This is a genomic window from Caballeronia sp. AZ7_KS35 (assembly GCF_023631045.1).
Classification (GTDB): domain Bacteria; phylum Pseudomonadota; class Gammaproteobacteria; order Burkholderiales; family Burkholderiaceae; genus Caballeronia; species Caballeronia zhejiangensis.
In genome coordinates, this window is record NZ_JALQDV010000028.1 from 167,114 (window position 1) to 186,367 (window position 19,254).

At 64.0% G+C, this 19,254-nt stretch carries 17 protein-coding genes; 10 read left to right on the top strand and 7 right to left on the bottom strand.

Features of this window, described 5'->3' with window-relative positions; genetic code table 11:
* Positions 1-105: 105 nt before the first annotated feature.
* Positions 106-3,075, top strand: a complete 2,970-nt coding sequence (locus tag NCT05_RS17910) for a putative bifunctional diguanylate cyclase/phosphodiesterase (protein WP_250502863.1) — start codon at positions 106-108, stop codon at positions 3,073-3,075.
* A gap of 10 nt (positions 3,076-3,085) precedes the next feature.
* Here the strand turns inward: NCT05_RS17910 and NCT05_RS17915 are convergent, their stop codons facing one another.
* Positions 3,086-3,295 (bottom strand): hypothetical protein, encoded by a 210-nt coding sequence (locus NCT05_RS17915; RefSeq protein WP_008353754.1) that lies wholly within the window; start codon positions 3,293-3,295, stop codon positions 3,086-3,088.
* Between the two features lie 172 nt (positions 3,296-3,467).
* Between NCT05_RS17915 and NCT05_RS17920 the strand changes: the two genes are divergently transcribed.
* Complete coding sequence (locus NCT05_RS17920) at positions 3,468-4,691, top strand: ROK family transcriptional regulator (protein WP_175979148.1); 1,224 nt, start codon at positions 3,468-3,470, stop codon at positions 4,689-4,691.
* A 1-nt stretch (position 4,692) separates the two neighbouring features.
* Here the strand turns inward: NCT05_RS17920 and NCT05_RS17925 are convergent, their stop codons facing one another.
* The gene (locus tag NCT05_RS17925) at positions 4,693-5,316 is read right to left on the bottom strand and encodes a LysE family translocator (protein WP_008353752.1); all 624 of its coding nucleotides are present in this window, start codon (positions 5,314-5,316) and stop codon (positions 4,693-4,695) included.
* Positions 5,317-5,445: 129 nt separating this feature from the next.
* Between NCT05_RS17925 and NCT05_RS17930 the strand changes: the two genes are divergently transcribed.
* The 3 genes from NCT05_RS17930 to hutI all read left to right on the top strand — a co-directional run bounded on the left by NCT05_RS17930 (position 5,446) and on the right by hutI (position 8,958).
* Positions 5,446-5,910: an Lrp/AsnC family transcriptional regulator gene (locus NCT05_RS17930; protein ID WP_008353751.1), complete on the top strand. Its 465-nt coding sequence runs from the start codon at positions 5,446-5,448 to the stop codon at positions 5,908-5,910.
* A 154-nt stretch (positions 5,911-6,064) separates the two neighbouring features.
* Complete coding sequence (hutU, locus tag NCT05_RS17935; protein ID WP_250502864.1) at positions 6,065-7,741, top strand: urocanate hydratase; 1,677 nt, start codon at positions 6,065-6,067, stop codon at positions 7,739-7,741.
* Positions 7,738-8,958, top strand: coding sequence for an imidazolonepropionase (gene hutI, locus NCT05_RS17940; protein WP_250502865.1), 1,221 nt, complete (start codon positions 7,738-7,740; stop codon positions 8,956-8,958). Before hutU ends, hutI begins: the two co-directional genes overlap by 4 nt.
* A 65-nt stretch (positions 8,959-9,023) precedes the next feature.
* On the opposite strand, the gene NCT05_RS17945 is transcribed toward hutI, so the two are convergent.
* Positions 9,024-9,275 carry a GlsB/YeaQ/YmgE family stress response membrane protein gene (locus tag NCT05_RS17945; protein ID WP_008353746.1) on the bottom strand — a complete coding sequence of 84 codons (252 nt, stop codon included), beginning with the start codon at positions 9,273-9,275 and terminating at the stop codon, positions 9,024-9,026.
* 204 nt (positions 9,276-9,479) lie between these two features.
* Here NCT05_RS17945 and NCT05_RS17950 point away from each other — a divergent pair, with 204 nt between their 5' ends.
* The gene (locus tag NCT05_RS17950; protein ID WP_175979152.1) at positions 9,480-9,968 is read left to right on the top strand and encodes a hypothetical protein; all 489 of its coding nucleotides are present in this window, start codon (positions 9,480-9,482) and stop codon (positions 9,966-9,968) included.
* Between the two features lie 97 nt (positions 9,969-10,065).
* Here the strand turns inward: NCT05_RS17950 and NCT05_RS17955 are convergent, their stop codons facing one another.
* Positions 10,066-11,880: an OmpA family protein gene (locus tag NCT05_RS17955; RefSeq protein ID WP_250502866.1), complete on the bottom strand. Its 1,815-nt coding sequence runs from the start codon at positions 11,878-11,880 to the stop codon at positions 10,066-10,068.
* A gap of 140 nt (positions 11,881-12,020) precedes the next feature.
* Positions 12,021-12,257: a hypothetical protein gene (locus NCT05_RS17960; protein WP_250502867.1), complete on the bottom strand. Its 237-nt coding sequence runs from the start codon at positions 12,255-12,257 to the stop codon at positions 12,021-12,023.
* A gap of 150 nt (positions 12,258-12,407) precedes the next feature.
* Here NCT05_RS17960 and NCT05_RS17965 point away from each other — a divergent pair, with 150 nt between their 5' ends.
* Positions 12,408-12,704: a YciI-like protein gene (locus tag NCT05_RS17965; RefSeq protein WP_008353742.1), complete on the top strand. Its 297-nt coding sequence runs from the start codon at positions 12,408-12,410 to the stop codon at positions 12,702-12,704.
* Between the two features lie 13 nt (positions 12,705-12,717).
* Here NCT05_RS17965 and NCT05_RS17970 read toward each other — a convergent pair whose 3' ends face one another.
* Positions 12,718-13,710 (bottom strand): LysR family transcriptional regulator, encoded by a 993-nt coding sequence (locus NCT05_RS17970; protein ID WP_033536340.1) that lies wholly within the window; start codon positions 13,708-13,710, stop codon positions 12,718-12,720.
* A gap of 187 nt (positions 13,711-13,897) precedes the next feature.
* A complete protein-coding gene (locus NCT05_RS17975) occupies positions 13,898-15,163 on the bottom strand; it encodes a mechanosensitive ion channel family protein (RefSeq protein WP_250502868.1) in 1,266 nt (421 codons plus the stop codon).
* Positions 15,164-15,381: 218 nt separating this feature from the next.
* Between NCT05_RS17975 and NCT05_RS17980 the strand changes: the two genes are divergently transcribed.
* From NCT05_RS17980 to NCT05_RS17990, 3 genes are read left to right on the top strand one after another with little or no spacing between them, the layout of a single operon-like run.
* Complete coding sequence (locus NCT05_RS17980) at positions 15,382-16,356, top strand: MurR/RpiR family transcriptional regulator (protein ID WP_250502869.1); 975 nt, start codon at positions 15,382-15,384, stop codon at positions 16,354-16,356.
* Positions 16,353-17,327 carry an isoaspartyl peptidase/L-asparaginase family protein gene (locus NCT05_RS17985; protein ID WP_250502870.1) on the top strand — a complete coding sequence of 325 codons (975 nt, stop codon included), beginning with the start codon at positions 16,353-16,355 and terminating at the stop codon, positions 17,325-17,327. The genes NCT05_RS17980 and NCT05_RS17985 overlap by 4 nt, the downstream gene beginning before the upstream one ends.
* The gene (locus NCT05_RS17990) at positions 17,324-19,216 is read left to right on the top strand and encodes a dipeptide ABC transporter ATP-binding protein (protein WP_250502871.1); all 1,893 of its coding nucleotides are present in this window, start codon (positions 17,324-17,326) and stop codon (positions 19,214-19,216) included. Before NCT05_RS17985 ends, NCT05_RS17990 begins: the two co-directional genes overlap by 4 nt.
* Positions 19,217-19,254 lie beyond the last annotated feature (38 nt).

Genomic DNA, 19,254 nt, shown 5'->3' on the forward strand with positions numbered 1-19,254 from the left:
AGAGCGGTCCGGTTGGCCAAAAGCGGCGGCGCGCGGGGCTTCGGCCTCCGCCGCTGTCTGCGCCGGCGCATTTCGCGCTGGGCGCAAACGGGGGTTTTTCCAAGAATGGCGTCGGTTATTCCAGCTTCCTTATCGAGATTCAGACGCACGGGCACGTGGATCGACGACGCGCTGTACGCGGTCGCCGTTTACGCCGTGCCTTTTCTGATTTTGCTCGGTACGATCGCCACGCTCTATTTCCTTCCGCGTCAATACGAAACGCGCGGCGCGGTTCCGCTCCAACTGCGCGTCGTCGCCGATAAAGCCGCGATCATGAATCCCGGCGACGCGCTCGTGGCGCTTCGAGGCGTCACGCCGGTATCGCGCTACAGCACGCGTCTTTCGGAAAAGCCGGTCTGGTTCAGTTTCACCACGCCAAGCATGAGCGCGCATTCATCGACGGTCGTCGAATTGCCGTCGCGTCACGCGCAAACGCTTGCCTGCTGGAACGCGGACACGCTTGCGCCGCTCGGCGAGGCGAGCCGCGAATCCGTCAGCGGCCAGATGCGCGCGGTTAAAGCCGGTTTCTCGATTCACGTCGGGCGATTGAAAGAACCGGAAAACATTCTCTGCCGGGGCACATTTTCCGGACCCGCGCAAATCAACGCATTTACATGGGAATGGCAAGGCCTCCGTAATTCGGCGCTCGATTTTCAGGAAAGCTCCGGATTGATCGCCGGCGGTTTGCTGACGCTCGCGGTATTCGTCTTCGTGACGGCGCTCATCAATCACGAATGGACCTATGTGATTTTCGCGGTATGGCTCGTCGGCAATCTGCGCCTCTGCGCAAATGCGATGGGCTGGGACATGCAATGGCTCGGCCGCGTATTGCCGACCGAATACATTCAGCCATTGCGGCAAATCACCTTCGCGGCCTATTACCTGTTGACGGCCGCGCTCTTTCAACAGCTTTTCCGGCGCGAGTTGCGCGTGGTCGGTTATCGCTGGCTGCTGCGCGTCATTCAGTACGTCGGCATTGTGCTGCTCGCCGCCGCGATCGCGTTGCCGTATGAGCTTTTCATTCCGACGCTCTGGGTCATCGCGGGTTTCGGCATTTGCGTGCTGTTGTTCTTCCTCGCGCGGCTCGTGTGGATGGCGCGTTCGCGCACCGTGCTGTGGTATGTCGCGTCGCTCGCGATCGTGCTTTTCTCCACGTTCTCGGAAGTGCTCGGCGCGGCCTTCGGGCTGAAGGTGCTCGTCGGCGGCGTCAATACGGTGATGGCCGCGCTGTCGTCGAGCATGATGGCGGCGTTCGCGATCGCCGAGCAGATGCGCGCGGAACGCGATTTCCGCCGCCAGGCGCAGATGGAACTGCGCAACACCTACGAAGTCACGCCGATCGGCCTCTTCACGCTCGATTCCGACGGTCACTTCGTGCGCGCCAATCCGGCGTTGCGCGCGATGCTCGATCTGCAAAAGGCCGACTACAAGGTGCGGCACTGGAACGACTACTTCGAAGCCGGCGCGTGGGGCGCGCTGCAGGCGCTCGCGTCGAAGGGCAGCGACGGCGAACTCGAAATGGGCGGCTCGCCCGAACGCGGCACCGCCGAGCGCCGCTATCTGTTGAAGGCAATCCGCTCGAACGGCTGGATCGAAGGCTCGCTGCAGGACACGACCGAACGGTCGAAGGCCGTCGAGCGCCTGCGCTTTCTCGCCGAGCACGATTCGCTGACGGGCTCGCTCAACCGGCGCGGCGTCGAGAAGGCGATTGCCGCGCAAAGCGAAGAGACGCTGCCGTGGGCACTGGCCTATGTCGATCTCGACCGCTTCAAGCTCGTCAACGATCTCTTCGGCCATCGCAGCGGCGACGAAGTGCTGCGCCAGGTCGCGGCCCGCACGCGCGCGCACTTCGCGCGCAGTTATCCGGTCGGACGCATCGGCGGCGACGAGTTCGTCTGCGTGATGCACGACACGTCGATCGAAGACGCCATCGCGCAATGCCGCGAACTCATCTCCATTTTGTCGGATGCGCCGTATCAGGTCGGCAATCGCGCGTTTCAGGTGAAGGCGTCGATCGGTCTCGTCGAATGCTCGCAGGGCGTGCGCGTGCAGGACGCGCTTTCACACGCGGATCGCGCGTGCCGGGAAGCGAAAAAGGTCGCGCACACGCATCTCGTCACGTACCGCAAGGGCGCGGCGGCGTTCGAGGAGCGCGCGGAGGAACTGAAGCTCGTCGAGACGCTCGGGCGCAATCGCCTGCCGCCGGGACTTTTCCTCGTGATGCAGCCGATCATGTCGCTCACCAAGCCGACCGAATCGCTCAACTTCGAAGTGCTGCTGCGCATGCGCGCGCCCGATGGCGCAACGCTGCCTGCAGGCAAGGTGATCGTCGCGGCGGAGGAATCGGGCAACATTGCGGCGATCGATCGCTGGGTCATCTCGACGCTGCTGGACTGGATCGAAGCGCATCGGCATCAGCTCGGCAACACGCAGTTCATTTGCGTGAATCTTTCAGGCGGTTCGCTGAACGACGAACAGTTCATGGAGGATATCTTCGCGCTCTTCGCGCGGCATCAGTCGATCGTGCATTACCTGTGCCTCGAAATCACGGAAAGCGTCGCGCTGCACGATCTGGAGAACACGCAGCGTTTCATCGCGCGCGTGCACGACATGGGCGGCAAGATCGCGCTCGACGACTTCGGCGCCGGCTACACGTCGTTCAAATATCTGAAGGCGCTATCCGCCGATGCGCTCAAGATCGACGGCGAATTCGTGCGCTCGATGTGCGCGCATCCGGCCGATATCGCCATCGTCGAGGCGATCGTCGCGCTGGCGCGCAATCTCGGCATGCGCAGCGTCGCGGAGTGGGTCGAGGACATCGATACCTTGCGCGCGCTGCAGGAGATCGGCGTGGACTATGTGCAGGGTTTCCTCGTCGCGCGGCCGCAGGACAGCTCGGCGATTCTCGCGGCGAGCTCGGCTGCGAGCTTCGTCAAGGATCCGGAAGTCATCGGTTTCGTCGAAAGCCTGTCGGAGCCGGTGCAGGCGACCGTCTTCGACTACGAATGGCACGCGCGCGCCTCGGGCACGCACTGAGCGGCGCGCGTCAAGCCGTCTTCATCTCGTTCAAAATCTTCGCCGCCGCGATGGGAATGCGCGTGTCTTCCCATTGCGCGAGCCATTGAATCTCCTTGCGCGTGAAATAGCCGGGATGGTTGCGCAGCGCGAACTGCAAAGAATCGACGATGTGATCGCGAATGATTTGCGGCGCGTTTTCGTCGTTGACGATCGCGTGAAGGGCTTCCAGGGTGCTCATGTTTTCGATAAGACGAGGTTGATCGGCGATGACGCTCTCCCGAACATAACCGACTAAAAATCCGGAAAAAATTCGGCGCGGATGTTTAAATAAAAGGACTCGAATTAATCCAGCGGGGACAAACACATGAATCGCTCAGGGCGCGCACGCTCGCGCCACGAGGCACGCGCCGATGTCTGAGCGGCCCGCGCACAAAGCTTCAATGCACTCCATCGGCTCGAATCAACTGGGCATGCGCCAGTTCAACGAGCGCATCGTCTTGCAGGCAATCCGCCTGCATGGCGCGCTGCCGAAGGCCGATGTCGCGCGCATGACGCGCCTGTCGATGCAGACGGTTTCGCTGATCGTCGATCATCTGATCGAAGACGGCCTGCTCGCTAAAGAGCCGCGTTCGCGCGTGCGCGGGCGCATCGGGCAACCGTCGGTGCCGATTTCGCTGCGCGCGGACGGCGCGTTTTCCATCGGCGTGAAAGTGGGGCGGCGCAGCCTCGACGTGCTGTCGATGGACTTCGCCGGCAACGTGCGCACGCGCGAAACGCTGGAGTATCCGTATCCGGATCCGCATACGCTGTTTCCCGCGCTGGAAGAGCGGCTCGCGCGCGTCACCGCCGCGCTCGGCGACGACGCGCGCAAGATCGCGGGCATCGGTGTCGCGGCGCCGTTGTGGATCGGCGGCTGGCGCGATTTCTTCGACACGCCGCCCGACGCGCTCGCGGCGTGGGACGACATCGACATCCGCGCGCGCATCGAAGCGATGACCGCGCTGCCGGTCGAATTCGCGAAGGACACGACCGCCGCGTGCGCCGCCGAACTCGTGATGGGCCAGGGGCGCGGGCTGCGCGATTTCCTGTATGTGTTCATCGGGACGTTCATCGGCGGCGGGCTTGTCATCGATGGCCGATTGCACGCGGGACCGGGCGGGAATGCGGGCGCGATCGGATCGCTGCCGCTCGTCGGCGGAGGCAAAGGCAAGCGCGCCGGGCAGTTGCTCAACACGGCGTCGGTGTACGTGCTGGAAAAGGCGCTCGCCGCGGCGGGCGCGCCGGCCGCCGCGGCGCACGATGAGCGCGCGTGGTCGCCGGAGTGGCGCGCGCTGTCGGAAGCGTGGATGCGCGAGACGTGTCCCGCGATCGCGACGGGCATCGCGTCGTCGGCTGCATTGCTCGATCTCGAAGCCGTGGTGATCGACGGTGAAATCGACCGGAATCTGCTGCGCGAAGTCATTGGCCGCACCGATGCGGCGCTCGGCAACTTCGACTGGCAAGGCATGACGCGGCCGCGTCTCGTCGAAGGGCAGATCGGCCCCGACGCCCGCGCGATGGGCGGCGCGATCCTGCCGCTTTACGCGCACTTCGCGCCGAAGCACGAGCTCTTTCTTAAGCCGCTCGACGTCTGAATCATTCGAGCGAAAGGCGCGCCGCGAATGCGAGCAGCGCCGCGGAGAACGTCCAGCGCTGCACCGTCTGCGCTTTCGGATGACGGCGCAGCCAGCCGGAAATACGCACCGCGCCCGCCGCGAGCGTCAGGTCGAACGCGACGCCGACAACGACCAGCACGACGCCCAATTCCACCACTTGCGACCAGACCGGCCCCGTCTCCGGCCGCACGAATTGCGGCAGCAGCACGGAGCAGAACAGCAGCGCCTTCGGATTGAGGATGCTGCTCAGAATGCCTTTCGCGTAGGCAGAGCGCAGCGTGGATGCAGTGTGTCCGGATGCGGCTTCGAGTCCGAAAGCGGGCGAGCGGAAGATCTGGATCGCCACGTACGAGAGATATAGGCCACCCGCGATACGCACGCCGTCGTAAAGCCACGGCGCGCTGCGCAAAAGCGCTGCAACGCCGAGCGCCGACAGCGTGACGTGCGTCGCGCGTGCCGTGGCGAGACCGGCGGCGACGGCGAGTCCGTGGCGGAATCCGCGCGTGCCGCTCGTCTGCAGCACGAGCGCCATGTCCGGTCCGGGCAGCGCGTAGACGACCGCGAGCGCGCCGATGAAAACCCAAAGCAAGTGTGCCGAAACCATGATGCGCTCCTGTTCAGAAGGCTTTATCGTGCCACTTCGGAAAGAGCGATTTATGGTCTTTTGAGGCGACTTTGCGAGTCGCGTTGCAGCTTTCCTCTAAAATTAGAAGAGTTTAAAGGGGATAGCATGATGACCGAAATCGACCGCATCGATCGCGCGATGCTTGCTGCGCTCCAACACGACGGCCGCATGCCCGTCGCGAAATTGGCCGAGCGCGTCGGCCTGAGCGAAACGCCGTGCGCGCGCCGTCTCAGGCGTCTCGAAAGCGAGGGATTCATCGACGGCTATCGCGCCGTGCTGTCGCGCAAGGCGCTGGAACTGGGCGTCGTCGCGTTCGCGCAGGTGCGCTTCAGCGTGCACGACCGCGCGCTCTCGGATCGCTTCGAGCGCGAAATTCAGGGCATTGCCCGCATCGTGTCGTGCCACAACATTTCAGGGACGGCGGATTATCTGCTTCAGATCATCGCGCGCGATCTCGACGAATACGGCATCTTCATGCGCGACGTGCTGCGGACTTTGCCTGGCGTCACCGCCGTGGAATCGATGCTCTCGCTGCGTGAAGTCAAACGCGACAGCGGGCTTCCCCTGCCGTGAAGATGTCTAGACAAGGAGCGACATCGCTCGAATGGGAAGCCTCGGGATTCCCCTAATACAACGTAAGTTGTATATACAAGAAGATGAAGTGAACTCGACGCGGGTTGTCGTTCGCGTCTGTCCACACTCACTTCTTGATGCGCAGGAGCAATCCGTGACTTCGACTTCCCGTTTTCGCGACACCGAGATCCGCGCGCCGCGCGGCACGCAACTCAGCGCAAAGAGCTGGCTGACCGAAGCGCCGCTGCGCATGTTGATGAACAATCTCGATCCCGAAGTGGCCGAGAATCCGAAGGAACTGGTCGTGTACGGCGGCATCGGCCGGGCGGCGCGCGACTGGGCGTGCTACGACAAGATCGTCGAAACGCTGAAGCGTCTGGAAGCGGACGAGACGCTGCTCGTCCAGTCGGGCAAGCCAGTCGGCGTGTTCAAGACGCACGAAAACGCGCCGCGCGTGCTGATCGCGAATTCGAACCTCGTGCCGCACTGGGCGAACTGGGAGCACTTCAACGAGCTCGACGCGAAAGGTCTCGCGATGTACGGCCAGATGACCGCTGGAAGCTGGATCTATATCGGCAGTCAGGGCATCGTGCAGGGCACGTATGAAACCTTCGTCGAGGCCGGGCGACAGCATTACGGCGGCGATCTCAAAGGCCGCTGGGTGCTTACCGCCGGTCTCGGCGGCATGGGCGGCGCGCAGCCGCTCGCGGCGACGCTCGCGCTCGCGTGTTCGCTGAACATCGAATGTCAGCAGAGCCGCATCGATTTCCGTCTGAAGACGCGTTACGTCGACGAACAGGCGACCGATCTCGACGACGCCCTCGCGCGCATCCGGCGCTACACGTCCGAAGGCCGCGCGATCTCCATCGCACTGTGCGCGAACGCGGCGGACGTGCTGCCCGAACTCGTGCGTCGCGGCGTTCGGCCGGACTTGGTCACCGATCAGACCAGCGCGCACGATCCGCTCAATGGCTATCTGCCGAAAGGCTGGACGTGGGCGCAATATCGCGATCGCGCGCAAAGCGATCCGGCGGCGACCGTGAGGGCCGCGAAGCAATCGATGGCGGAGCACGTCCGCGCGATGCTCGCGTTCCGCGAACAGGGCGTGCCGACCTTCGACTACGGCAACAACATCCGCCAGATGGCCAAGGAAGAGGGCGTCGAGAACGCGTTCGACTTCCCGGGCTTCGTGCCGGCGTATATCCGGCCGCTCTTCTGCCGCGGCGTCGGGCCGTTCCGCTGGGCCGCGCTCTCGGGCAATCCCGAGGACATCTACAAGACCGATGCGAAGGTGAAGGAGATCATCGCCGATGACGCGCATCTGCATCGCTGGCTCGACATGGCGCGTGAGCGGATCAGTTTTCAGGGCTTGCCGGCGCGCATCTGCTGGGTCGGCCTCGGGCTGCGCGCGAAGCTCGGCCTGGCGTTCAACGAGATGGTGCGCAACGGCGAATTGTCGGCGCCGGTCGTGATCGGCCGCGACCATCTCGATTCCGGCTCCGTCGCGAGCCCGAATCGCGAAACCGAAGCGATGCAGGACGGCTCGGACGCCGTGTCCGACTGGCCGCTGCTCAACGCGCTGCTGAACACGGCGAGCGGCGCGACGTGGGTGTCGATCCACCACGGCGGCGGCGTCGGCATGGGCTTTTCGCAGCACGCGGGCGTCGTGATCGTCTGCGACGGGAGTCGTGAAGCCGATGCACGCATCGCGCGCGTGCTGCGCAACGATCCGGCGACGGGCGTCATGCGCCATGCCGATGCCGGTTACGACATCGCGATCGAATGCGCGCGCGATCAAGGCCTCGATCTGCCGATGATCGACAAGCGATGAAAAAGCTCTGGCAACACTGCCACGCCGCGACGATGGCCGGCGGCAAGTATTCGGTCATCGACGACGCGGCGATCCTGACCGATGGCGCGCGCATCGAGTGGATCGGACCGCGCGCGGCCGCGCCGGATATCGGCGAATGCGAACGTGTCGAACTCGATGGCGCGTGGGTGACGCCGGGTCTGATCGACTGTCACACGCATCTGGTTTTCGGCGGCGATCGCAGCGGCGAATTCGAGGAGCGGCTCGAAGGCGTGAGCTACGCGGAGCTCGCGGCGCGCGGCGGCGGCATCGCGAGTACGGTGCGCGCGACGCGCGAAGCCAGCGAAGACGCGCTGTTCAAAGCGGCGAAAACGCGCGCGCTCGGCCTGCTGCGCGAAGGCGTGACCACGCTCGAAGTGAAGTCGGGCTACGGGCTCGATCTCGCGAACGAGCGGAAGATGCTCGCCGTCGCGCGTCGTCTCGGCGAAGCGCTGCCGCTGACCGTGCGCGCGACCTGCCTCGCCGCGCACGCGTTGCCACCCGAGTACGCGAATCGCGCGGATGACTATATCGCCCATATCTGCGATGAGATGCTGCCAGCGCTCGTCGAAGAAGGCCTGGTCGATGCCGTCGATGCGTTTTGCGAGCACATCGCGTTCTCCACGGAGCAAGTCGAGCGCGTGTTCCGATGCGCGCGCGATCTCGGCGTGCCAGTCAAAGCGCACGCCGAGCAGTTGTCGTCCTTGCATGGATCGTCGCTGGCGGCGCGGTATCGGGCGTTGTCGGCGGATCATCTCGAATACATGACCGAGGACGACGCCATCGCGATGGCGCAATCCGGCACCGTCGCCGTGCTTTTGCCGGGCGCGTTTTACATGTTGCGTGAAACGCAGTTGCCGCCCATCGACGCACTGCGGCGGCATCGTGTGCCGATCGCGCTCGCGAGCGATCTGAATCCGGGAACGTCGCCCGCGCTTTCGCTGCGCATGATGCTCAACATGGCCTGCACGCTCTTTCGCCTGACGCCCGAAGAAGCGCTCGCCGGCGTGACCTTGCATGCGGCAAAGGCGCTCGGCTTGCACGCGACGCACGGATCGCTCGAAGCGGGCAAGACCGCCGATTTCGTCGCCTGGCGCATCGGCAGGCCGGCCGAGCTTTCGTACTGGCTCGGCGGCGCGCTCCCGAACCGCGTCGTGCGGGGCGGTGCGGAGGTCGATATCGAGCGCATCGCCCGATGAAATAAACGCCTCGTCCGAACCGGAACGAGGCGTTTCACCAAGAAAAGAAACGATGAGGCGCGGCGTTACGTGCGCTTGCGGATCATTCCCCAGACGACGAGCAGGATGATTGCGCCGATCACCGAGGCGATCCAACCCGCCGGTTGTCCCGGCTGATACCAGCCGAGCGCCCGGCCGACGTACCCCGCGATCAGCGATCCGGCGATGCCGAGGACGATGGTCATGATCCAGCCCATGCTGTCGTCGCCCGGCTTCAGTGCGCGTGCGATGAGACCGACGACGAGTCCGACGATCAAAGTACCGATAAATGCAAGCATGCGGTCGCTCCTTGACTAAGTTTTACGGCGTTTTGATTGCGTTTGCGGAAGGATTCCGGACGATCCGGTACATCCAAAGTAGCACGGCGCAATGCGTTTGGGTATGACACTGGCCGTTCGGCTAACCCGTGGAGCACGAACGATGCCGCGTCCCGCCCCAAGGTAAAATTCGTCGCATTGCCTCTCTGCATGCGTTGCTACGATATGACCGATTCCGAATTCCCCTCCACCGACGAAGCCATCCACGAAGACCGCCTCTGGCGCGACGACGGCTGGACCGCGCGCGTCATCAAGAACGAGGACGACGACGGCTGGGCCGTCGAGATGATTCAGGCGGGCGAGGCGGAACCCGCGCTCGTCGGCCCGTGGACAATGGGCCGCGACAAGAAAAATCCGAAGCCGCTCGATGCAGGCGCGTTCCGCACGCTCGTCAAGACGGCGTCGGAAGTCTTGCGTCGCCATGAACAGCAACGTCATGCGATGTTGAACAAGAACGTCACCATCGACGTGCGGGGTGAGGACATCACCGTCACGCTGGAGATCGTTCCGGATGAAGACGATCCCTACGCCAATCTCAAAGCCTTCGATGCGTACGGCGCGCAGCTCGCGTTCGCGCGTGTGTCGCCGGCGTTCAAGCTCAGCAAGGCGAGCGCCGAACGCTGGGCCGAGAACGATTTCGCCAAGCCGAACTGAATCGGCTGCAGAGCGCGCATGGCGCGGGCACAAATAGAAACGCCGTCGCGCTTTCGTGCGACGGCGTTTGAAGAAATCTTGCGAGTCGAAGCGGCGCTCAGCCCTTTCTGACGACGAACTCGATTCGGCGATTCGCGAAACGTCCGCTGGCAGTATCGTTGTCGGCGATCGGATTGGCGTCGCCGTAGCCTGCTGCCGTGAGCGATTGCGGCGGCACGCCGTTACGCACGAGGAAGCCTCGGACCGCCTGAGCGCGTTCCTTTGACACTTCCAGCTTGGCCGCCGCTCCGCCCTGGGCATCCGAATAACCCGCGATTTCGAGATTCACCATCGAACCCTTGGCCGCGCAGTTCTTGAGCAGTTGCGCCGTCTCGCCGAGCGTGGCGTAGGCGCTTTCCGGCACCTGCGCACTCGAACGCTCGAAATTAACAACCTGAAGGTCGAGCACGCGCGTCAGCTTGTCGCCGGAGCAAGGCGTGTCCGTGGCGAGCAGGCTCTTTAGCGCGCTGCGAAAGGATCGTGTCGCCGTGGCGACCGCGCCGTCCACGTCGAACGCCGCGACCTGGAACATGCCGCCGAGCGAGCTTCTCATCCTATCGACCCAGCCGAGCTTCGCGTTTGCGGCCGCGCCGCTCAGTTCCACCTTCGAGCCGGTGATCTTGGCTTCCGCGCCGGGCACGGCCATAAGCGGGAAGAAGTCGCTCAGACGCGAAAGCCAGGCTGCCGGGCGTGTTTCGGCAACGACGGAAACATCGGCCGTGTAGGCTTTGCCGAAGCGAGCCCTCAATGCGTCGATGAGATGCTTCTTCTCTGCTTCGGTGCCGACCGTCGCCTCGATCGCCGGGATGCCCGCCGAGTTGACGCTGAACAGCAACTGCGCGTCTTTCCATGAAGCCGGCGCGGCTTTCATTGCCGAGGCCGATTGCGGTGCCGCCGCCGTGTTGGCCGACGCATCGATGGATGACACGGCCGGCGTTTCATCGCTGACCGGCGAGACCGATGGCGTCGCGGAGGAAGCCTGCGTCGACGCATCGGCGACCGGCTGCGTGGCTGGCGCGGCGCTCAGATCGACGCTTTCGCCATGCGTGAAGCCACGGTAATAGACGAGCGCGAGGATGACGGCCAACACAGCGAAAAGCAGCCAGATCCACTTGTTCGAACGCTTCTCCGCCGGCTTGCGAACCGGTGCGCGCATCGGCGGCGGCGAGGGGGGCAAGGACGGCGCGGGCTTGGGCGCCGGGGCGCTTTGCGTGACGGCTTTCACGACGGGTTCGGGCGCAAGCGCTACCGCGACGTCGCCGTCGATGCGCGGTTCGAGGCTCGATGCGACGGTATCGAGGCGCGGCGTGATGCAACTGGTGAAGCCTTCGGTGTTGCCAACGCCGATGGCCGTCGCGACCGCGTTCGACATCGACGAATTGATCTCGCCGACCTGATCGCGCAGAAGCTTGGGCACCTGCGGCAGTCCCCACTGTGCAAGCAGGAAGTGGCGTTTCATGACGCCGAACAGCACGGCCGCCACGATGCCCGCGAGCGCCGACGTCGCTTGCGTCGGAACGCCGGTTTCTGCCGAGACGGCGTCGGTCAGGGCATCGACACGCTGGCCCGTCGCGAGCGCGGCAAGCGAGTGCCCGGTGGTTTCGAGCTGCTTGAGCCCGCCGGTGGTGGCGATCAGCTTTGAGAACTGTTCCGCGATGTAGGCGTTGGTCTCCGGCTGCATGATGACGGCGTAGACCGACTGCGAGCCGGGCACGAGCGTCGCCCGGTCCATGAGCAAGGCGACGAGTCCGGGCGCGATGCGCGCCGCGAGTTGCCGGACCATTTGCCCAGGTATGCCGAACTGCTGCGACAACTGCTCCGCGATGTTTTCCGAGATCGCGGCGTTGACCGCCTGGACCAGATTGATGCTCATCGACTGAATTTCCTTTCTACATGAGCGCTTAACGCAAGCGCAGAAGCGCAGCGGATTCTATATGCACAGTTATCCTAAAAAGAATCGTGCAAACTTCTTTACAAAAACGGTGCTTCGATGCGACTTGCCTTACGCTTTTTTTAGCGTGCAAGCGGGCTCATGTGCGAGAAAAATTTGAGAATCCGCTTGCAGGCGATGCCAAGCCACGACGGTTCGGCGGGCGCGGTTTCCGCGCTTTTCACGGAAAGCGCGACGAGCGACAGCATGGAATGAGACTGGATGAGCGTGCGATACGAAGCGTCGAGCGGCGACGTCCACGCGCACGAGCGGTAATCGTGCTTCGCGCACATATTGCAGGGAGGTTGATCGCGGTTCATGGCAGAGTCCTTTACAAGTATCCGCACATGATCTTCGATACGGGATCGCAAGGCGATCAGAGCCTTCCGATTGAACTCTTGGTTTTATTTTCGGAAATAGGACAAACTAGCTTGATAAATCCGGCACTGTTCGCACCAAAGGAGATGGCGATGCACTATCTGTTGATTTACGAACTTCGGTCTGACTATCTGGAGCGCCGCGCGCAGTTTCGCGATGAACATCTGGCGCTCGCGTGGGCGGCGGTCGAACGGGGCGAAATCGTGCTCGCCGGGGCGCTCGATGCACCCACCGATCGCGCGATGCTGCTGTTTCACAGCGAATCGCCCGCCGCCGCCGAAGATTTCGCGAAGAACGATCCTTACGTGACGAACGGGCTGGTGGAGCGTTGGGAAGTGCGCAAGTGGAACACGGTCGTGGGCGCGAACGCAGCCACGCCCGTGCGATAGCGCGACGCGAAGATCACGCGTCGGCGGTTTCTTCCTCCGGCCGGTCCCGCCGCGAGGAACCGCGCCGCTGCGCCGAGCGATACAGGCTCGTCAACGTATCGTCGATCTGTTGCGAACGCTCGAAGAGCGTCGCGAGCCAGTCGACGAACGCGGATACGCGCGGCGTCGCCTGACGGCTCTTCAGGAACGCCACCGACACCTTGAGCGGCGGCGATTTCCATTGCGGCAGCACTTCGCGCAACTGTCCCGAGCGCAGATAAGGCTGCGCCGCGATCCGCAGCGGCTGAATGAGCCCGAGCCCTTCGACGCCGCACGCGAGGTACGCGTGCTCGTCCGCGACCTGAACGAAACCGCGCATCTTCATCGTGACGGCTTCGCCGTCGACAGCGAAATCGAAATCGGCCGGGCGCCCGCTTTTCTCCGCAAGACAGTTCACCGCGACGTGCTGCGCGAGCTCGTCGAGCGTTTCCGGCGTGCCGTGCTTCTCCAGATACGCGGGACTCGCGCACGTCACCTGTTCGAGCATGCCGAGCCGGCGCGCGATCAATCCGGAATCGGGCAATTCGCCGAGCTGCACGCTGCAATCGACGCCTTCGCCGACGAGATCCACATTGCGATTGCCGATGCCGATCGACAGTTCGATCTGCGGATAGCGCGCGTGGAACTCCGGCAGCGCGGGCACGACGATCGACGTCGCGACGGTATCCGGCATTTCGACGCGCAGCCGTCCGCGCAGGCGCTCTTCGCCCGCGCCGAAACCGGATTCGAGCTCGTCGATATCGGCGAGAATTTGCGCGCAGCGCTCGTAATAAGCGGCGCCGTCGACGGTGAGATTCAGGCGCCGCGTCGTGCGTGCGAGCAATTGCACGCCGACTAGCGCTTCGAGTTGTTGCACGGTCGTCGAAACACTCGCGCGCGGCATGCCGAGCGACTCGGCGGCGCGCGTGAAACTGTTCGTATCGACGACACGCGTAAAGACACGCATGGCATGGACGCGATCGATCACGTTGAGTTTTCCTTTTATGACGATTGAATGGCGATGCGCGAGAAAAAACGACTTCACCGCGGCTACGAAACCGCGGAAAAAAGGCGCATCGGCGATGGTTGAATCGTACGGACGGGAAGCGTCAACGTGAATACACAAAAATGGCGGATTCTTGCCTGATTCTTTTCGACGGCGAATCCTGCGCGCGTCACAGCATCGGCATTTCGCCGCGCAGGCGGCCCGCGACGCCCGAGAAGTCGCTGCCCGACGGCGCCTGATAAAGCCGCAGGCCCATCTCGGGAAGGATCGAGAGCAGATGATCGAAGACGTCGCCCTGAATGCGCTCGTATTGCGTCCACGCGGTCGTCGCGGTGAAGCAATAAACCTCGACAGGGATGCCGTCCGATTGCGGCTCCATCATTCGCACCATGATCGCCATGTCCTGGCGAATCTCCGGATGGCGCTGCAAAAACGCAAGCCCGTACGCGCGGAACGTGCCGATGTTCGTGAGCCGCCGCCGGTTCGCGGGCTCGTTCGCGAGTTCGCCGAGAGTGCGGTTGGTTTGCTCCACCTCGGTCTGCTTCTGTTCCAGATAATCGTGCAGCAGGCGAAAGCGTTTCAGGCGCGCAGTCTCTTCCTCGGTGAGAAAGCGCACGCATTGCGCGTCGATACGCATCGTCCGCTTGATGCGCCGCCCGCCCGATTCGAACATGTGCCGATAGTTGCGATAGCTCTCCGAAAAGAGCTTGTAGGTCGGCACCGTGGTCACGGTGTTGTCCCAGTTCTGCACCTTGACGGTGTGCAGCGCGATGTCCTTCACGAAGCCATCGGCGGCGGCTTGCGGCATTTCGATCCAGTCGCCGATGCGCAGCATGTCGTTCGACGTCAGTTGCGTGCTCGCGACGAGCGACAGCAAGGTGTCCTTGAACACGAGCAGCAGCACGGCCGAGAGCGCGCCGAGACCGGAGAGCATCCAGAGCGGCGAACGGTCGATCAGTATCGACAGGACGAGCACGCCGCATACGAGCGCGAGTCCGAGCTTGCCGATCTGGATGTAGCCTTTGATCGAGCGTGTCTGCGCTTCCTTGCTTTCCGCATAAACGTCCTGCCACGCGGACAGGGCGCTGCCCGCGGCGAAGAACATGCAGATCCACGCGCCGCCGTGCGCGACGCGGCCGATGATCGTCGCCCAGTGACCGATGCGCGGCACTTCGTCGATGCCGAGCGCGACCGTCGCGAACGGCACCGCATACCAGAGCCGGTGATAAGCGCGATGCTTGATGAACGCGCGGTCCCACTTCTGATGCCCCGCGAGCACGAGCAGGCGATGCGCGACATGGAGCACGATGCGGGCCACGACCCATTGCACGAAGAGCGCGATCATTGCGAGCGCGACGAGACCCGCGACCGTTTGCGCCCACGGATGAATGGCGAGCAGATGCGGCAGCGGATCGGGCAGGAAATCGAAATTCATAGGGATCGTGGAGGACTGAAGACGCGCGATCTTGCATCGCGACGCGCTCCGTATTGTGCATGATCGTGCGCGTTCGAGGCATCGGATGCGGCCGAGTTGCGGGCCGTGGCGCCCCTTATCGAAAACCCGAGTTCGATGAAAATGAATTTTTTTTGGCCGCATTTTCGAGTAAATATACTTTCATCGCGTTCAATCGCCATGAGGGCGCAGCGCATTTCATGTCCCGTTCACTATCGGTCCGTGCGCCGGCGAGCGCCGACGATCTGATCTCCGCGCGCATCGCGGCGGCCATGCCGACGCTCACGCCGATCCATCGGCGCATGGGGGCGTTCGTGCTCGCGAATCTGTTCCGCTCGGCGACGATGCGTATCGACGAGCTGGCGGGCGCGGTGGGCGCGTCGGTGGCGACGGCGAACCGTTTTGCGCGCGCGCTCGGCTTCTCCGGCTATCCCGCGTTTCGCGAGGCGCTCGTGCGCGGCTTCGAGGCGACCATCGCGCCGGTCGAGCGCTTGCGCACCGCGCTCGAATCGCCGGCGAGCGGCGCCGAAGTATTCGATGCATCGCTTGCACAGGCGGCGGCGAATCTGCGTCTTGCTCAAACATCCGTCGATGGCGCGAGGGCCGAAGCGATCGTCGATACGATTCTCGCCGCGCCGCGCGTCTTCGTGATCGGCTACGGCGCGAGCGCGTTTCTCGCCGGCCTGATGGAGCACGGTCTCACGCCGTATTGCGCGAACGTGCAATCGCTCGCGCTGATGGGCGGGCCGTCGCACGCGGCGCGCAGGCTTTTCACGGCTTCGCGCGGCGATGTGCTCGTCGCGATCGCGTTCCCGCGCTATGTCGACGACACCATCACGCTTGCGCGGCTCGCGCGCGATCACGGGTTGCGCGTGGTCGCGTTGACGGACAGCGCCGCGTCGCCGCTCGCGCAGGTCGCCGATCTCGTGCTCGCGATCCGCGCCGAACGCAGGCTCGCGGCGAATTGCGATACCGCCGTGCTCGCCGTCATCGAAGCGCTGTGCGATGCGGTCGCGCATCGGGCGAAGCGTTCGGTGGAGGCGGCATCGGGATTGACCGAATTCGTGTTGCCGTGGCTCGTCGCCCCGGCGCTCGCCAAAGATGCGCACGCCGCTCATACGACGCGCCGCACGACCGCGAAACGACACACTCACAGGGAACCGCGCGACTCATGAAGGTCACACCAGTCATTGCGATTCACGGCGGCGCGGGCACGCTCCTGCGCAGCGCGATAAACGCCGAAACGGAAGGGCGCTATCTCGCCGCGCTCACCGATATTCTCAGCGCGGCTCAGCGCGTGCTCGCCGATGGCGGCAGCGCGCTCGACGCCGTCACCGAAGCCGTGCGTCTGCTCGAAGACTGTCCGCTCTTCAACGCGGGGCACGGCGCGGTGTTCACGGCGGCCGGCACGCACGAACTCGACGCCTCCGTGATGGACGGCGCGACGCTCGAAGCGGGCGCGATCAGTTGCGTGACGCGCGTGAAGAACCCGGTGCTCGCCGCGCGCCGCGTGCTCGACGCGAGCGATCACGTCATGTTTACGGGCGCCGGCGCGGAAGCCTTCGCGCAGTCGCAGGGTCTCGAATTCGTCGATCCGTCGTACTTCTACACGGAAGCGCGCTTTAAGCAATGGCAGAAGGCGCGTGGCACGTCCGGCACCATGCTCGATCACGATGCGATGACGAAATTCGCCTTCGATAACGGCCCGGACGATCCTATCGATCCCGACAAGAAGTTCGGCACGGTCGGCGCGGTCGCGCTCGATTCGAACGGTCATCTCGCGGCGGCGACGTCGACGGGCGGCATCACGAACAAGCAGGCGGGTCGCGTCGGCGATGCGCCCCTGATCGGCGCGGGCTGCTATGCGAACGACGCGACGTGCGCGGTTTCGACCACGGGCACGGGCGAGATGTTCATCCGCATGCTCGCGGCGTATGACGTGTCGGCGCAGATGGAATATCGCGGCGTGTCGCTGGAAGAAGCATCGAACGATGTCGTGATGAACAAGCTGCCGCGCATCGAAGGACGCGGCGGACTCGTCGCCGTCGATGCGAAAGGCAACGTCGTGTTGCCGTTCAACACGCAAGGCATGTATCGCGGATTCGCGCGCGTGGGCGAAGCGCCCGTCACGGCGATCTATCGATGATGACGCTGCCCGAAGCGTGCGTCATCGACGTACACGGCCTGTCCGTGAATTTTCGCTCGCGCTCGCGCACCATCGAAGCGGTGCGCAACATCTCGTTTAGCGTCGACCGCGGCGAGACGCTTGCGATCGTCGGCGAATCGGGCTCGGGCAAGTCGGTCACGTCGCTCGCGCTCATGCGTCTCGTCGAGCATGGCGGCGGACAGATCGTGTCGGGCAGCATCGCGTTTCGCCGGCGCAACGGGCAAGTGCTCGATCTCGCGAAAGCATCGTCGGCGACGATGCGCGGCGTGCGCGGCGCGGACATCGCGATGATCTTCCAGGAGCCGATGACATCGCTCAATCCCGTGTTCACGGTCGGCGACCAGATCGCGGAAGCGATCGCGTTGCATCAAGGCAAGAGCCGTTCCGATGCGCGCGCCGAGGCATTGCGTCTGCTCGATCTCGTGCGGATTCCCGAGGCGAGGCGCGTGTTCGCGCGCTATCCGCATCAGTTGTCGGGCGGCATGCGCCAGCGCGTGATGATCGCGATGGCGCTCTCGTGCAAGCCCGCGCTCTTGATCGCCGATGAGCCGACGACCGCGCTCGACGTGACGATTCAGGCGCAGATCCTGCAACTCGTGCGCGGCTTGCAGCACGAGATGAACATGGGCGTGATCTTCATCACGCACGACATGGGCGTGGTCGCGGAAGTGGCCGATCGCGTGCTCGTCATGTATCGCGGCGAGAAGGTGGAAGAGGCGCCATCGGACGCGCTGTTTCATGCGCCGAAGCATCCGTACACGAAAGCGCTGCTCGCCGCCGTGCCGACGCTCGGCGCGATGCGCGGCACCGATCGTCCCGCTAAATTCCCGATCCTCGAAGTCGAGTCCGCCGACATCGCGCCCGACGATGCGAGCGCGTTGCGTCCGTCGGAAGCGGTCGAGAGGGAGAAGCAGCCCGCCGTCGATGAAGCCATTGAACCGATACTGCGCGTGCGCGATCTGGTCACGCGCTTTCCGGTGAAGAGCGGCCTCTTTGGCCGAACGACGGCGGCAGTGCACGCGGTCGAACGCGTGAGCTTCGACTTGCGGCCTGGCGAAACGCTTGCGCTCGTCGGCGAATCGGGTTGCGGCAAATCGACGACGGGACGTTCGCTGCTCAGGCTCGTCGAGAGCCAGAGCGGGTCCATCGAATTCGATGGACGCGATATCAGCAAGCTCGAAGGTCACGCGTTGCAGGCGCTCAGGCGCAATATCCAGTTCATTTTTCAGGACCCGTTCGCGTCGCTCAATCCGCGTCTGACCGTGGGCTTTTCGGTGATGGAACCGCTGCTCGTGCATGGCGTCGCGAGCGGAAGAGAAGCACAGGCGCGGGTCGACTGGCTGCTCGACAAAGTGGGCTTGCCGCCCGAAGCCGCGCAACGTTATCCGCATGAATTCTCGGGCGGTCAGAGGCAGCGCATCGCGATTGCGCGCGCGCTCGCGTTGAACCCGAAAGTCGTGATCGCCGATGAATCCGTGTCCGCGCTCGATGTCTCCGTGCGCGCGCAGATCGTCAATCTGATGCTGGATTTGCAGCGCGAACTGGGCGTCGCGTATCTCTTCATTTCGCACGACATGGCGGTCGTGGAGCGCGTGAGTCATCGCGTGGCGGTGATGTATCTCGGGCAGATCGTCGAGATCGGGCCGCGCGCGGCGGTGTTCGAAGCGCCGCGTCATCCGTACACGCGCAAGCTGATGAGCGCGGTGCCGGTCGCCGATCCGTCGCGTCGGCACGCGAAGCGCATGCTCGCCGCCGACGAGATTCCAAGCGCGATCCGCAAGCTCGGCGATGAGCCGATCGTCGCAAAACTGGTTGCTGTCGGACCTGATCACTTTGTCGCCGAGCATCACGTTGGCGGCGCTTACTAAAAGCAATTCGAAGAGCACCTCGAAAAGCACTTCAACAA